Here is a 14,285-nt window from a genome sequence, read left to right as displayed (position 1 = left end):
ACCTGCTCTCGGGCTTCCCAACCGTTGAGCGGGCTTGCTGGGGGATCGGCGCCAACCGACCACCAGCCGTACTACCGGTTCGCCAGAACCAAGCACCACCACCGGTCATCCAAGGCCGGCCGCAGTACCCGCAGTCGGGGCCCTTGCAGGGGCCTCGGCTGCACCCGCACCACCACCAAGACCGACCCGCACGAGACGAACGCGAGCGAGACCCGAAAGGAGGCAGTTCGGCACCCCCCGGAGGGGGTCTTACCAACACCCACGAGGGGCGCTTTTCACGAACACCCCCGAGGGGGCGCCGCTGCGTCCCCATGTAGCTGTAGGGAGCAACGCCATTTTGCAGCAGGTCAGTAGCCCTTTCCAGTCACCCGGAGTCGTCACCGAAGGGCGTGGTGTCCCCGGTTTGAGCTCGGGCGATGTCCCCGGGGAGGGGGGCGATCTCTCCTCCCCCGTTCCTGCCTTGGGTTCTGTCCAGGGACCGGTTGGCGGACCGGTTGTCGGATCCGCCGCGCTCACTGTCGACAATGTGACGCACATCACTCGTCTGGGTGAGGCTTCGAGTGTCACACGGTCGGGTCCGAACCGGGTGGTTCCGGCCGTGCCGGTCGTTCCCGGCCAGCGGTCCGGCGGACCGGCGGAGGCCCCGGTGCCCTCGCGTACCGGCGAAGCCGACGCCGGGGAGGCCGCGTTCGGCACCCGCTTCCCAGTCGGCTGGCTCGCCCAGTTCACGGGGGATCAGATCCGGGCCGTGACCGTGGTGGGCGACTACTGCCGGAGCAAGGCCGGGTACTGCTGGGCGTCGAATGCGACGATCGCCCACGGGCTCGGTCTGCACGAGAAGACGGTGGCCGCGCTGCTGCGCGGGGTCGAGGGCGTTCTGGTGGAGTGCGAGCACCGCCAGGGCGGCACGATCGCCCGCCGGGTCGAGCAGGCCGGCCGGGAGGTGCGCGCGGTCTGGATCTCCGCGGTCGCCCGGAACGTGCTGTCCGGCACCAGGTTCAAGGTGTACTCGGCCCTGGCCTACCGGGAGCACCTGGAGACGACGACCTCGGCGAAGCAGCTCGCCGCGCTCTGCGGCCTGCGCACTGAGACCGCCCGCGTGGTCGCGGCGCAGCTGGTGGCGGAGGGCTGGGTGAGCCGGGAGGGGGAGAGCGGCGGGGCGTTCCGCTACACCGTGCACCCCGTCCCGCTGGTCGGCGTGGTGACGCAGGAGGCGCTGTTCTCGCAGCCCCAGCAGGCCCGCCTGCTGGCGGAGCCGACCGACGTTGAGGAGGTCGAGGGGGCGGCTGTCTGCGTCGGGCAGCTCGACCTGTTCTCCCTGGTGGAGCCGATCGAGACCCCCCTCGTTTCGGCTCCACCCTCCCCCCTCGATCTGACTCCACCCTCCCCCCTCGTTTCGGCTCCACAATCAAGCTCTCTTGATCAAGCTCTCCTGAACAAGCCCCTGCGCGCCGTTCGTGGTGTCGGGTCCGGCGAAGCCGCAACGTCCGTACCGCGCGACACGCGCGTATGCGAGGCCGTGGCCACCCCGGCGGTCGAGTTGGTGCCCGCCGTCGCCGGGCAGCCCAACGTCGTGGCTGCCCGGATCGCGGCTTCGCCGGAACTGCCGAAGACCCCCAGCGCGACCATGACCAAACCGAAGATCGGGGCGTTGCCTCCGATGACGGTCAGCGCCGAGGTTCACCAGGTTCTGCGCCTGGTGCCGGAGCTGGTGGACCGGATGAACCGCTGGCAGCAGCGGGAGGTGGCCCGGGCGATCGGTCAGGCGATCCGCGAGGTGGGCGGCGACGTTGAGCGGGTCGCCCAGCGGCTGGAGCGCCGGTACGTCCTGGAGCGCGACGAGATCCGTGACCCGTACGCCTGGCTCGCGGCCCCGGGGCGCAATCGCGGCCTGGTCCGGCGCGGCTGCCACCTGCCCAGCTGCGAGTCCGGCACGGACGTTGAGCTCGGCGGCGAGTGCCAGACCTGCGCGTACCACGTCGAGGGTGCCCAGCACCGGCACGCGATGCGCCGCCAGGCCGAGCGAGAGCAGGCCCGCGCCGAGTCCGGCACCGCACCGGCACCGATGCCGGCGGACACCCTCGGCCACGCCGACCAGGCCGAGGAACAGCGCCCGGCCTACTGCGACCGGCACGTGCGGATCGAGCTGCCGTGCGGCCTGTGCGTGCCGGTGCTGGACCAGCCCGCCCGGCCCGAAGTCCCCCGGGCAATCGACGGCGCCGAGCTGCCTCTGGTCACGGTCCCGGCCTGGATGACCGTGGACCGCTCTGAGGGCATCGCCTTCCGCGAGCAGCTGGCTGCCCGCCGTCGTGAGCGCGGACTCGTCGGGAGCCGCTGATGACCGTGACCACCGGTGCCGACCTGGCCCGCACCGCGCTGCGCGCCGCCCGTCAGGCCGCCCGTATCAACGGGGACGTCCCCGCCCAGCGCACCACCCGGCAGACCACGGCCGCGCCGCGGCGCGGCGCGCGCGAACCCGAGCCGATCGCGGACGTGTTCCTCGCCCTGGTCGCCGCCCACGGCTGGACCCTCGGCACCGCTGGCGGAGGCCTGCGCGACCGCTGGCCCTCGATCGTCGGCCCCGAGGCGGCCGCCCACTGGCACCTCGCCGGCTACGACCCGACCACCCGCCGGCTGCGCGTGGTCGCCGACTCCTCGGCCTGGGCCGCCCAACTCCGCTACCAGACCCGCCGCATCCTTGCCGACCTCGAGCAGCTGCGCCCCGGCACCGTCCGGGCCATCGACGTCCGCGTCGGCCCCGCCCCCGTGGTGCAGCACGACCAGGACCCCGACGACCGACCTGCCCGCCGTGACGATCGGGCCGCCGCGCAGCCGGCCCGGCCCCCGCTGGCCGACCACCACGCCTACCAGGAGCTGCGCCGCCGGATGTGCGAGGACGCCGCCGCCCGCCAGGCGGCGCTCGACGAGGCCGCCGCCGAACGGGAAGCGATCCTGCGTCAGCACTACAACCGGCTGCGCGAGCCCGAGGAGGCCCACCGCCGCGCGATCGAGGACACCCCGGCCACCGCTGCCGACGACCACGTCCGCCAGCAGCGCGAACGCCACCGTGCCGCTCTCGCCGTCGCCCGCGCCACCCGGGCCGGGGCGATCCCGCTGCGCACCGCCCGCCCGGCCCCGCCGCAGACCGGAGCGGCGTGAGCCGCAGCCGGCCTCGCTCGTTCGGGGAAAGCCGGGACAGCCGTGCGGCGGTGCGACAGGGTGGCCGCGACGACCCGTTCGCCGGCCCCGGCCCGGGCCACACCAGGCGATCAGCAGAGAGGTGGACGCGCGTGAGCGAGCAGGACCCGGACGGCGGTCCGGCCTTCGAGGTGCCCCACGACCTGCGTGCCGAGCAGCTGCTCCTCGGCACGACGATGCGCTCCAAGGACGCGGTGGCCGACGTCGTCGAGATCCTGTACCCGGCCAGCTTCTACCGGGTAGGCCACGAGCTCATCTACAACGCGGTGTTGGAGCTCTACGCGGCCGGAGAGTCCACCGACCCGATCAAGGTCGCCGCAAAGCTGACCGAGCAGGGCCTGCTCGCGAGGGCTGGCGGCCGGGACTACCTGCACAAGCTCGTCAACATGGTCCGCAGCACCGCCGAAGCCGAGACCCTCGCCACCCTGGTTGAGGACAAGGCGCTGCGCCGCCGGCTGATCGAGACGGCAACGCGCATCGACCGCCTCGCCTACACCGACGCCCCCACTACCGACCTGGTCGACGCGATCCAGGCCGAGGTGCACGCCGTGACCACCGGCCACAGCCCGAGCTGGGTCGAGGCGCGCCCGATGGCCGACGTCATGGAAGGCGTCCTCGACGAGGTCGAGGGCATCGGCTCGTACATCGGCGCCCCGGCCGGCGTGCCCACCGGCCTCTCGGACCTGGACGCGCTGACCAACGGCCTGCACCCCGGGCAGCTGATCGTCCTGGGCAGCCGGCCCGCCCACGGCAAGAGCACCCTCGCGCTGACCATCCTGCGAGCCTGCTCCTTCCGCAACGGCCTACCCGCAGTGATCTACAGCCTCGAGATGGGCCGCAACGAGATCGGCATGCGCCTGCTCTCCGCCGAGAGCCGCGTCCCGCTGCACCACATGCGCTCGGGCAACATGACCGACCGGGACTGGACCCGCGCCGCCACCCGCATGCCCGAGATCACCTCCGCCCCGCTGCTCATCGACGACGCTCCGAACCTCACCCTCGCCGAGATCCGCTCCAAGAGCCAGCGCCTCAAGGCCCAGCACGGCATCAAGCTCATCGTCGTCGACTACGTCCAGCTCCTCGACCACGGCAGGCACAAGTACGGCAGCCGCTACGAGGACGTCAACGAGGTCAGCCGCCGCCTCAAGCTCCTCGCCAAGGAACTGCAGCTCCCCGTCATCGCCCTCTCCCAGCTCAACCGCGCGCCCGAGCAGCGCGCCGACAAGCGGCCCCACATCTACGACCTGCGCGACTCCGGCACCCTCGAGGACGACGCGGACCTGGTCGTCCTCCTCCACCGCGACGACGCCTACGCACCCGACAACCGGCCCGGCGAAGCCGACCTCATCGTCGCCAAGCACCGCAACGGCCCCACCGCCACGATCACCGTCGCCTTCCACCCCACGATCTCGGCCTTCACCGACCCGGGCGACCGCGGCTACATCCCCCACCAGGCCGACGAAGACGACGTCCAACCCGCGAACGAGACGAGTGCCGGCACCGCCCCGTAGCCGCGACCGCTACCGTCAACCATGCGGCCCCCCGCCTCCACCTCGGCCACCTGGAGGACGGCGTCTACGTCGACCGGCTCGTCCAGGCCGACGAGACCACCCAGCTCACCGACCCGTTCCCGCTCGATCTGGACCCCGCGATGCTGCGCCGTAGTCCCAGGCACTGATGAGCTTCAAGTACATGTGACGTGACCCTGGGATCACGTCACATGTACTTGAAGGCAGGTTGCACTGCCCAGCGGGGATGGACTCATGGTTCATTTTGGTGATCCTGGTGTCCCCCAAGATGGACCATGAGTCCATCCCCGCCCCTTCGCTCTTCCCCACCTCCGCAACGCCCGCCGCCTGCCCTGCCGACCAGGCCGGGACCGGGCGGCAACTGCGAACCAATGCGGACTGCGGCCGTGCGGGTGGCTGGGCGCGGCGTGCTCCGTCGCCAGGGCCGTGGCCGGCCCCGCCGTCGGCCCGTCGCCGCACCGGTCACGCCGAAGACGGCGTGACACCGGGCTTCCCTGTCAAGTCAGCATGTTGAGATCTTTCAGACCCTGTGGCGGCCCTGACTAGGCTCGTAGGGGGGTGTTGAATTCTGGAGGCAACCATGGCTGACGCGACTGTGGTGGCGGCGAGCTGTCGCGAATGCGAGTACGTCTTCCCCGACCCTGCGGCTGCAGCGGCCGCAGCGGCTGGAACCCCTTGCCCGGCGTGCGGGGCGAAAGCGGGCCGACTCTATGAGGTCGATGCTTCCGCAGATGCCGGTTTGCGCGAGTTCGTAGTGGCGACAGGGAAGCGGCCTGGGCGTAAGAAGCCCTTTCTGGATCTTCGGCAGGGGGACGAGCCAGCACGAAGTTCAGGGCGATGGATGGACAAATACCGTCGCATCGACCACGACGCTGACCAATATGATGAGCTTGTAGTTGACCAGGAGACCGGCGTCATCGTCCACGAGTGCCACGAGCCGCTGAGGCAGCACTTCGGGCATGGGTCCGACAAGCCGTCCAGCCCCTCGGAAGCGGACCAGGACGCCGAGAGGCCCGGAACTGACGGCTAAGGCAACGTGCGTCGACGCCCTCATGGCAGGCATCCCATCCCTGGCGGACCTGAGGGAGGCGACGAGCAGCTGCAGGGAGTCCGCCGCGGAGGGCGACCAGGGTCGGATGGGCCGTCTACAGCCAGCCTGATGCCCGCCGACGGAGCAGCTGCCCAGTTCATGCTGCACGTCCTTCCCTGGTGTGGATAACTTCCGCTTCGGCCAGCAGCGACTCCAGGCGCAGGTTGCGCACCGGCGCCAGGTAGGTGTCGATGGTGACCTGGCGGGTGGCATGGCCGAGCAGGCCCTGGACCAGGTGCCACGGGTCGCCATACAGCAGGGCGAAGTCACGGCGCTCGCGCGGGCTGAGCCCGAAGCGCCGGTCCAGCAGCGAGTTCAGCACCACCAGCATGATCAGCGCCATGCTGTGCCGGGCGCTGTGCACGGTGGCGAACGGGGCATAGATCCGGTGCGGATCCACCCGTCGGTGCACAGGCGGCTCCAGGATCAATCGACAGCGCTGGTTCGCGGTCCGGAAGACGGCCTCCCAGGAGTGCGGGTGAAAGGGCAGGCCGGCCTCGTTCAGCCACAGCCACAGCGGCTCCGGACCGTCGGGCCCCTCGGTGAACAGCCACATCCGCTCCCACCAGGCCAGGGTGTCCAGCCCCCGCTCGAAGACGACCCCGTACTGGTCCCTCCAACGGACCTTCCGCCTGGGCCCGCGGGTGACCTCGGTGACCAGCCGTACGTCGGTGAGCCGTTCGTAGCGGCCCTTCGCCTGCGCCTTGCGTACCGCCCAGGCCCACGAGGACTCCACGTACGACTCGATGTCGCGCACCGCCTTCGCCGAGGCGTAATAGGTGCGCGAGGCCTTCGACCGGGTCACCGCCCCCGCGACACGCCCCCGGTAGTACCGGCTGCCGGCCAGGCGCGCCACCGGCAACTCGACTGTCAGCAGCGACCCGCCCTCCTGACGCCGCAGACCAGAGGAGAGCACCAGCTCGACGAACGCGGTGTTGCGGTCCTCCAGCCGTCCCACCCACCCCGGCTCCACGGTGCCGTTCGCAGTGCGGCCGCGCAGACCGATATCCGTCCACAATCGCCAGGTGCGCGCGGCGTCAGCCAGTGCATCTCCGACGCCGCCGGTTTAACCAGCCCGCTCGAGACCTCCCGCGCAACGCCGTACACGTCGGTGACCTGGCGCATCGTCACTGGGCTCATCGACACGTACCGCTCCCGCCGGGCCCAGGCGTACAGCGCGGTGAACGCCGCCAGCTCCCGGTTCCACTTCGATGTCCCCACCCGGGACGGATTCTCGGACGCGCTCAACCGCCAACCTCGGAAGTCCGCCAGATCCCGCTCCCCTGCCTGCGTCCAGTGCCGTCCCCGGGCAGACAGGAAGTTCAGCAGCAGGCAGATGTCCGTGGCGTAGTTTCGCCGGGTTTCCGGCTCGAACCCGCGAAACCGCGAGGACTGACCGAACCGGCACAGTAACGGATCGATCCGGTGGTCTGGCCCGACGAACACCGCGTCCCCGAGCCTCATCCCCGACTCCGACCAGATGCTCTCGGCCGACTTCGACGGGGCCAGCCAACCGGGGCGAACCCAGAACACTCACCAGTCAGGCACTGCCGCTCCTCTCTGTACCGGTGCACCACCTGCCCTCCCGCAGCATCCGCCTCCGGGGGCGCCGGTCCGTGCCGCTGCCGCCGCCCGGGCCGGTCACCGCCGCGAGCCTGAAGACCTGAAGGTGGCTGGCCCTCCTGCGCCGGTCACGGAATTGCGGCTGCCGCCGCAACCGGGCCCCAGGGGGCCCTTTCCGCGCCCATGAGTTCCAGTGGCTGATGGTCGTGCTGGGCTGGTGCGCCGGCTTCGTTCGTCGTCGCTGTACCAACGACCGTGGTGGCCCCTTCAACACGGCGACCGTATCGGGACCTGGGCAGTTGCCATCGAGCAGGCGGCCGACGCCCGTGCTGGGCGGAGCCACCTGCCGGTCCGGCCTGCATCGAGTACTTCGGCCTGCCCACCACCAAGCGGTTGCCGATGTCACCACCCACCTGACGAAGACCTTGTTTCCCACCTTCACGACCTGGGAGCGCTGGCCGGGACCACCCAGCAGCCCGCACCCACCACAGGACCGCAGCGCCAGCAGCGGCAGGGCACGGGCACCAGCCACTGAACTCGTAGGCATGGAAAGGGCCGTCAAGGCCCGGGTCCGGCGGCAGCCGGACTTCCATGACTGGCGCAGTGACACCCGTCGGCCCCGGCCATCAGGGCCAAACCGAGCCCGGCCCGGGCGGCGGCAGCGGCACGGGCAGCCAGCCCGCCGGAGGCCACCCCAGGAACAAACCTGCAGGTCAGAACCCTTGCAGTAGCCGCTGTGACACAAGGTGCCGCAGGGCCCGCAGGTACGGGAGCGCCCGGTTCTCCCGCGCAGCGGGTGTATGAGAGAGCCCCGCCCGCAAGAACCGGCCAAAAACGTGCTCTGACCTGCGAAAATGACCACTTTGCGTCAGGCATTGTTTGGCCCTGGCCAGCAGGGCCAAACGCCCGCGACTTTGGCCCTGCTGGCCAGGCCAAACCGGCGGGCGTTATCCACAGCTTCCCGGGCCTACCGTCAGGCGCAGCCGGGCGACTCGCCGAGACGGTTTGGCCCTAAGGGTAGGGCCAAAGCACTATCACCGGTGATAGTGTCCCGGTGACATTGGATCAAGGAACCTGGAGAGCGCCGATGGCTGACAAGCCCAAGCTGGGCTACGGGGAGCAGCTGGTAACCCGGCTCGACAGCCGGGGGAACGTCGTCTACTCGGTGCAGAAGATCTCGGGCCGCACCTTCGCGGAGTCCGACACCACCAAGGGCTACACGACCGACGCCCCGCTGATGATGCTCACCCTCGCCCAGATGGACATCCCGCAGACCTGGATGCGGACATGGTGCACCCTGGTCGGATTCCAGCAGATGAGCGGAAAGGCCCCGCGCCGGGCGCCGCTGGGCATGGTGAAGACCACCCACCGCGACATCAGCGCCGCCTCCGGCGTCTCGCGGACCTACGTGGGCGAGTCGCTGCTGTTCTTCAACGAGATCGGCTGGCTGCGGACCGCACGCCGCTCGGTCTACCAGCTGAACCCGTTCCTCACCTTCGCCGGGTCCAGCGCCGACCAGGAGCTGGCCCAGGAAATCTGGGTCGCGGAGGTGCCCGAGTTCCTCATGCCGGGCCCGGAGTACGCCACGGCCTGGCGCAAGGAGCGCCGCGAGGAGCAGCGGTCGGTGGCCAAGGCCGCGAACGTCGTGCTGCTCGGCTCGAAGGCGGAGAAGAACGAGATGCCGGCGGCGGCCCCGAAGGTTCGGGCCGTCCGGAGCGCCTGAGAGACGGCGAGGCCCGCTCCGTTGCACCGGAGCGGGCCTAACCTGACATTGGATGCTCAACGTATCAGCAGCCGGCGGGCGCTCCGCGCCCCTGACCGAGGACTCCAGATGACGACCACCCGGTACGTCCCGCCGATCCCGACCACCGAGTACGTGACGATCAGCCGTGAGGCGCTGGCCGTCCTCAGCCTGGTCGAGCTGACCGCGAACAGCTTCCGCCTGGTGAACACGCTGCTGGCCTACCAGGATCCGGAGACGGGGTGCGCCGGCCTCTCCCAGGCCGAGATGGGCACCCTGCTGGGGCTGAGCGCGCCGAGCGTCAACCGGTCCGTGAAGCAACTGGCGGACAAGGGCCTGGCCTGGCTGCTGGAGCCGGGTGTCTACCAGATTCACCCGCTGCTGACCGGCGGCAAGATGCGGGCCAGCCTGGCCTCGGTGCCCCGGATCGACTCCCTCGACCCCGAGCGGTTCGGCGAGCGACTGCGGCAGCGCTACGAAGGCCAGCTCGCCAACCTCGGCATCAGCGCATAGTCAGCACGACCTGCGACGGCCCGGGCAACCGCCCGGGCCGTCTTCGTTGGCCCTGCCAGCAGGGCCAAAGCACTACCACCCGTGATAGCGGTTTGGCCCCGCAGGTGGGGCCAAACCGAATGTTTCACCAGGTGAGGCAGTCGGCCCTCGTTCTGGCCCTGCTGGCCAGGGCCAAAGCACTAGCACTGGTGATAGCGGTCTGGCCCTACCTGTAGAGCCAGACCGCGAGGCGGCTACTCGGCTCGGGCCCCGAGGTAGCTACGGCTTGACCACTCTGTTCTGGAGATCTGAAACAAGCCTGGCTGCGGCCCCCAGGGCCCGATCGCTAGCACCGGTGATAGCGGTGTGGCCCACCGGCCTGTCCGAGCTGCGAGACTGGTGATCATGACTGACCGTCGCAGGCTCTCCCTGCGCTTCTCCGAGTCCGCCGTCGAAGCCGCCGTGCCTGCCCAGTCCGGCGGGCGCCGGCTGCTGCCGGTCGAGCAGGGCGCCGACTTCCGCCAGCCGCCTGGCGAGACCGCGGCCGCGCCAGCACCGGCCCGGCGTCCGCTTGCGGCCGGCGGCCTGACCTTCTCCGACCCGGACCGGCAGATCTGACCGGCCCGACCATCCCCACCGTAGGCCCCTGACCTGCGACGGTTGACTGGTAGGCCCGCATGTTCAGGTGTCGCGTATTCTGCGGGCGGATCCCAACCTCGTCACGGTGAGTGGTCACACTCGCCGGGATCGTGGCGTGGTGGAGAAACAGTCTGTTTCGACCTGTGCGGGACCGCCGCAGCCGGGCTGGGACGGGGCTGTCCCAGCCCGCGTCTCAGCGGGCGTTTTTCTGGGGCTTCAAGGCGGCTGACCAGGTCTGCCCGGTGCGCCACGTCCGACCCGCATGAAAAACTGCACCCCTTGAGCACCCAAGCAAGACAAGAGGGGAAGAGTTGTGACACGACCGGTCCTGACCAGGGTCCACCGGGCGCTGATTTTGCTCGTCGCGTTGGGTGCCGCGTTTGTCGCCCTGATCGGCCTGGCCGGCTCGTACCTGGCCGTCCGCCACGTGGCCTTCGGCGTCGGGATGGGCACGTTTTCCTACGCCTTCCCGATCGGCGTGGACGTCGGCATCCTCGTCCTCCTCGCGCTGGACCTCGTCCTCACCTGGCTCCGCATCCCCTTCCCGCTGCTGCGCCCTACCGCCTGGGCCCTGACGGCGGCGACCATCGCCTTCAACGCAGCGGCGTCCTGGCCCGACCCGCTGGGTACGGGGATGCACGCCGTCATCCCGGTGCTGTTCATCATCATTTCTGAGGCGACGCGGCACGCGATCGCCCGGCTTGCGGAGCTCAGCTCGGACCGGACCATCGAGAAGATCCGGCTGATGCGCTGGCTGCTCGCTCCCCGTCAGACTTGGGCGATGTGGCGCCGGATGCAGCTGTGGGAGATCCGGAGCGTGGACGATGCGGTCCGGCTGGAGCAGGCCCGCCTCACCTACCTCACCCTGTTGAAGGACGCTCCGGTTGGTCCGAACAAGAAGCTGCCTGCGGCCGCGCGCTTGCCGGTGGATCTGCTTGAGCTGGGTGTGCCGATGGAGATCACCTACGAAGACGGCCTCGCGGCCGCCGGCGTCGCCACCCGCCCGATGGACCGGATCTTCGCCGCACGCGCAGCCGCCGACGGCCGGCCGAAGCCGCAGGCTCCGGAGAGCGCGGCCCAGCTGCCGACGGTCGCTGGTCCGCGCAAGGAGCTGACTTCAGCGGACGGCGAGATACCGTCCACCACTGCCGGGGAACGGACGGAGCCGATGCGGGCACAGTCCGAGAGTGTTGCGGGCGCGCCGTCCGGTCGGCCAGCCGCTTTGCGGGAGTCGGCGGGACAGGCCGTTGCGGGTGCGGGACCGGGCGCCGAGGCCTTTGCGGTTGCGGGCAGCCTCGGTCGGCAAACCCCGGTTCCTGCGCAGGCATATCCCGAGTCTTTGCAGGTCAGCGCACTTGCGGAAGGCCTTGCGGGCCCGGCACCGGCCCCGGTGCACGCGGTGCGGGCCGAGTCGGGACCGGACCTGATGGTCACGTACGAGCAGCCGAACGCCCCCGATTCCCGCACAGCTCTTGCGGGTGCGGGACAGTCCGAGCGGCTGGTGCAGGAGACCTCTGCAGTCCTTGCAGAGACCACCCGCACCGAAGGGGCCGCCCCCGCTGCCGACCCGGGCGAGGACGACCTGCCGACCATCGACCCCACACTGGCGGACCAAGCGCTCGCCAAGAACATCCCCTTGAAGTGGGCCATCGGCTTCGCCGTGTTGGTCGCTGAGCACGGGCGCCACCCAGGGCCCGAAGAACTCCGCCGCCACCTCTTCAAGAGCCCCTACAACCTCCGGGCGCGGGGCAAGGGCGACCAGCCGGTGAGCCTGCGCAGCGTCGAGCGCTACTACAACGACCTCAAGGACCTCTTCCCGCTCCCCATCCAGGAGGACCAGGAGCAGCTCCAGCTGGAGAACGCAGGGGTCTGACCCTCGCACCACGACGACGGTCCGGCCCCTCGGGCGCCGGACCGTTTCACTGCTGCTGCGCACGCTACGGTCAGCGGGCCGCTTCCGCCTCGTAGCGCCGGATCAGGTCCTGGCCGGCCGGACCGGAGAGCGCGGGTACAAGCGCGGCGTCGGCCACGACGGTGTGCCCCGCCATCGGCACGAACCCGGCGGCGTGCAGCGCGGTCATCAGCGACTGGTGACTCCGGCCGCCGCGCATGAACGACGGTGCGGTCGCCACGACCGCGGAGCCGCCGATCCGGGCCAGCAGCTCACCGAGCAGCAGGACATCGAGACCGGCGTTGGCCCAGGGATCGCCGACCGACAGGTGGCCGAGGATCACGTCGGCCTTCTGGGCCGTGCCCTCCCTCTGGCGGCGGCCGCGCTTGACCGCTGCGCAGAAGCGGCATCCTGTGTACTGCGCTCCGCGTGAGGCGACCCCGGCCGGACCGTGCTGAGGTGCGGGGCCACCTCCTTGCCGCAGGCCTGGCAGTGGCATCGCCACGCTTCGCCCCGCTGGCTGGCCGGGGCTCCAGCGGTTGCAGACTCGCTGTCAGCATCATGGCGACGGCGGCCGCCTCGCTCACCTGCCGTGGCACCCGAACCCCTCTGTCTGCGGATCGCGAAAGCACGCTGGCCCAGACTGTCGGGCGGGACCGACAATCCGGGCCGGAACGGGAATCCCTTGACAGGCCGGACGGGCTGGTGATTGGCCTGCGGTGCAGGACGGCCCCTTCGGTCAGAGGGGATAACCGGGGTAAACCCGTTGCCAGAGAGGTGAGGGGATCACTACGGTTATCCCATGTCTGACGATGAAGCGCGCACGCCCTTGGGTGCGAGCGAACAGGGGCGCCTTGAGCTGGCCATTGACGAACTGACATCCGCCTTTGCACGCGAACTGGCCGGGGTTGTAGGCGGGCCGAGAGTGGACGGGCCGATCGACCCGGAGGATGACAGCAGCGCGGACGAACCCGAACGCCTCGCCTACCTACGGGTCCTCAAGCACGCCGCCGGGCACCTCTCCAACCGCACCGACCAAACCGCCCTCGGACTCATCGACCGCGGAACCGACCTGGAGGACGTCGCCCAGGCCCTCGGCGTGGGCGTCCCTGCCGTGCGCAAGCGGTTTGGCTCCGTTCGCCAGGGCGAGCGAGTTGCCGTCGTCATCTCACGGCGCGATCGGGTGCGGCACGACGAGAGCGATCCCCGAGGGAGTTTCGGCGAGGTCGGCGGGTACGAGCAGTACGCGAGCGACCGAGGGGTCTGGCCCATCGGCGCCGGTGTACGGGCGCAGGCTGAGTTCGCCATCGTGGCCGTGGACGGAGTAGTCCGACGCGTCTACCGGATCGACCCTGACGGTTGGCGTGAGCACTCCCCCCGGCTTTGGGAGTTCACGGCCGTCGGGGGTGTGCCGCTCACCCCTTCCGAGATTCGGCAGGCCCAGCTCGCAGGTGACCTGCCCCTGGTCCCGGGCGACTCCTGCCCCACCCGCGCTGGCGGGGCTTACCGACCACACCGATTCCACCCGACCGCCACACCGACGCCGTACGCAGAGCTGCGGTAAGGCGGTGCTCAGCACCGTGCAGCAGCGAGCCCCGGTTCGGAAGCTGACGCCATCGATGACAAAGGAGCAAGCAGCATGACCGGTTCCGTTCCCGACGCCGTCCGCTACTTCTGCACTGCCACCCTTACATGGGACACGCAGACACAGACGCGGATGCCTGACGGCCGCACAACTCGCTACACAACCAGGCAGTGGGTTGCCACCTCTTTCCCCCGCTTCCGCGTGGACCCGCGGTCGGACCGTGAGCAGCTGACCCAGGACGTGATCCGGGATGCGCGGGATAACCTCGGAGCCCCCCACGATGCGGCCGTCGTATTCCTCTCCCTGGAACCGAACGACCTCGGACTCTCGGGGTCCGACCCGGTCGACTACCTCCGCACCGTCACGCTCGCCTGGTTCGAGGAGGCTCCGGGCCCGGACGGTCACCTGTCTCGCCAGCTGATGCAGGTCACCTCCTCCGCCCGTGTCAGCGTGGACCCGGGGTCGGACCGTGAGCAGCTGACCCAGGACGTGATCCGGGATGCGCGGGATAACCTCGGAGCCCCCCACGATGCGGCCGTCGTATTCCTCTCCCTGGA

At 70.2% G+C, this 14,285-nt stretch carries 12 protein-coding genes; 9 read left to right on the top strand and 3 right to left on the bottom strand.

The features are described from left to right. Positions 1-646 precede the first annotated feature (646 nt). From ACZ52R_RS30345 to dnaB, 3 genes are all read left to right on the top strand, one after another. Positions 647-2,338, top strand: a complete 1,692-nt coding sequence (locus ACZ52R_RS30345; RefSeq protein ID WP_465664445.1) for a hypothetical protein — start codon at positions 647-649, stop codon at positions 2,336-2,338. Beyond that, a complete protein-coding gene (locus ACZ52R_RS30340; RefSeq protein ID WP_465664446.1) occupies positions 2,338-3,159 on the top strand; it encodes a DciA family protein in 822 nt (273 codons plus the stop codon). The genes ACZ52R_RS30345 and ACZ52R_RS30340 overlap by 1 nt, the downstream gene beginning before the upstream one ends. A gap of 131 nt (positions 3,160-3,290) precedes the next feature. Next, positions 3,291-4,709: a replicative DNA helicase gene (gene dnaB, locus ACZ52R_RS30335; protein ID WP_465664447.1), complete on the top strand. Its 1,419-nt coding sequence runs from the start codon at positions 3,291-3,293 to the stop codon at positions 4,707-4,709. A 1,205-nt stretch (positions 4,710-5,914) separates the two neighbouring features. Here the strand turns inward: dnaB and ACZ52R_RS30330 are convergent. Together ACZ52R_RS30330 and ACZ52R_RS30325 are read right to left on the bottom strand one after the other, a co-directional pair. Continuing rightward, the gene (locus ACZ52R_RS30330; RefSeq protein ID WP_465664448.1) at positions 5,915-6,775 is read right to left on the bottom strand and encodes a hypothetical protein; all 861 of its coding nucleotides are present in this window, start codon (positions 6,773-6,775) and stop codon (positions 5,915-5,917) included. After that, positions 6,688-7,281, bottom strand: coding sequence for a site-specific integrase (locus ACZ52R_RS30325; protein ID WP_465664449.1), 594 nt, complete (start codon positions 7,279-7,281; stop codon positions 6,688-6,690). Before ACZ52R_RS30325 ends, ACZ52R_RS30330 begins: the two co-directional genes overlap by 88 nt. A gap of 1,186 nt (positions 7,282-8,467) precedes the next feature. On the opposite strand from ACZ52R_RS30325, the gene ACZ52R_RS30320 reads away from it, so the two are divergent. The 4 genes from ACZ52R_RS30320 to ACZ52R_RS30305 all read left to right on the top strand — a co-directional run bounded on the left by ACZ52R_RS30320 (position 8,468) and on the right by ACZ52R_RS30305 (position 12,125). Continuing rightward, positions 8,468-9,103 (top strand): hypothetical protein, encoded by a 636-nt coding sequence (locus ACZ52R_RS30320; protein ID WP_465664450.1) that lies wholly within the window; start codon positions 8,468-8,470, stop codon positions 9,101-9,103. Positions 9,104-9,211: 108 nt separating this feature from the next. Continuing rightward, positions 9,212-9,634 carry a helix-turn-helix domain-containing protein gene (locus ACZ52R_RS30315; RefSeq protein WP_465664451.1) on the top strand — a complete coding sequence of 141 codons (423 nt, stop codon included), beginning with the start codon at positions 9,212-9,214 and terminating at the stop codon, positions 9,632-9,634. A gap of 384 nt (positions 9,635-10,018) precedes the next feature. Continuing rightward, positions 10,019-10,231 (top strand): hypothetical protein, encoded by a 213-nt coding sequence (locus ACZ52R_RS30310; protein WP_465664452.1) that lies wholly within the window; start codon positions 10,019-10,021, stop codon positions 10,229-10,231. Between the two features lie 334 nt (positions 10,232-10,565). Beyond that, positions 10,566-12,125, top strand: a complete 1,560-nt coding sequence (locus ACZ52R_RS30305) for a DUF2637 domain-containing protein (RefSeq protein WP_465664453.1) — start codon at positions 10,566-10,568, stop codon at positions 12,123-12,125. A 70-nt stretch (positions 12,126-12,195) separates the two neighbouring features. Here the strand turns inward: ACZ52R_RS30305 and ACZ52R_RS30300 are convergent, their stop codons facing one another. Beyond that, a complete protein-coding gene (locus ACZ52R_RS30300) occupies positions 12,196-12,486 on the bottom strand; it encodes a hypothetical protein (protein WP_465664454.1) in 291 nt (96 codons plus the stop codon). Positions 12,487-12,945: 459 nt separating this feature from the next. Between ACZ52R_RS30300 and ACZ52R_RS30295 the strand changes: the two genes are divergently transcribed. Both ACZ52R_RS30295 and ACZ52R_RS30290 read left to right on the top strand, forming a co-directional pair. Next, positions 12,946-13,707: a hypothetical protein gene (locus ACZ52R_RS30295; protein WP_465664455.1), complete on the top strand. Its 762-nt coding sequence runs from the start codon at positions 12,946-12,948 to the stop codon at positions 13,705-13,707. Positions 13,708-13,782: 75 nt separating this feature from the next. Next, positions 13,783-14,285: hypothetical protein (locus tag ACZ52R_RS30290; protein WP_465754477.1), on the top strand; the 503-nt coding region annotated here is incomplete at its 3' end.

The organism is Kitasatospora sp. NPDC034023 (assembly GCF_055575795.1).
The sequence above is the reverse complement of the archived record's forward strand: the minus strand, read 5'-3'. Positions and strand labels throughout refer to the sequence as shown.

Coding starts and splice junctions, on each gene's coding strand:
- ACZ52R_RS30310 (WP_465664452.1), top strand. CDS start 10,019: ATGACTGACCGTCGCAGGCTCTCCCTGCGCTTCTCCGAGTCCGCCGTC.
- ACZ52R_RS30295 (WP_465664455.1), top strand. CDS start 12,946: ATGTCTGACGATGAAGCGCGCACGCCCTTGGGTGCGAGCGAACAGGGG.
- ACZ52R_RS30340 (WP_465664446.1), top strand. CDS start 2,338: ATGACCGTGACCACCGGTGCCGACCTGGCCCGCACCGCGCTGCGCGCC.
- ACZ52R_RS30315 (WP_465664451.1), top strand. CDS start 9,212: ATGACGACCACCCGGTACGTCCCGCCGATCCCGACCACCGAGTACGTG.
- ACZ52R_RS30320 (WP_465664450.1), top strand. CDS start 8,468: ATGGCTGACAAGCCCAAGCTGGGCTACGGGGAGCAGCTGGTAACCCGG.
- ACZ52R_RS30325 (WP_465664449.1), bottom strand. CDS start 7,281: ATGAGGCTCGGGGACGCGGTGTTCGTCGGGCCAGACCACCGGATCGAT.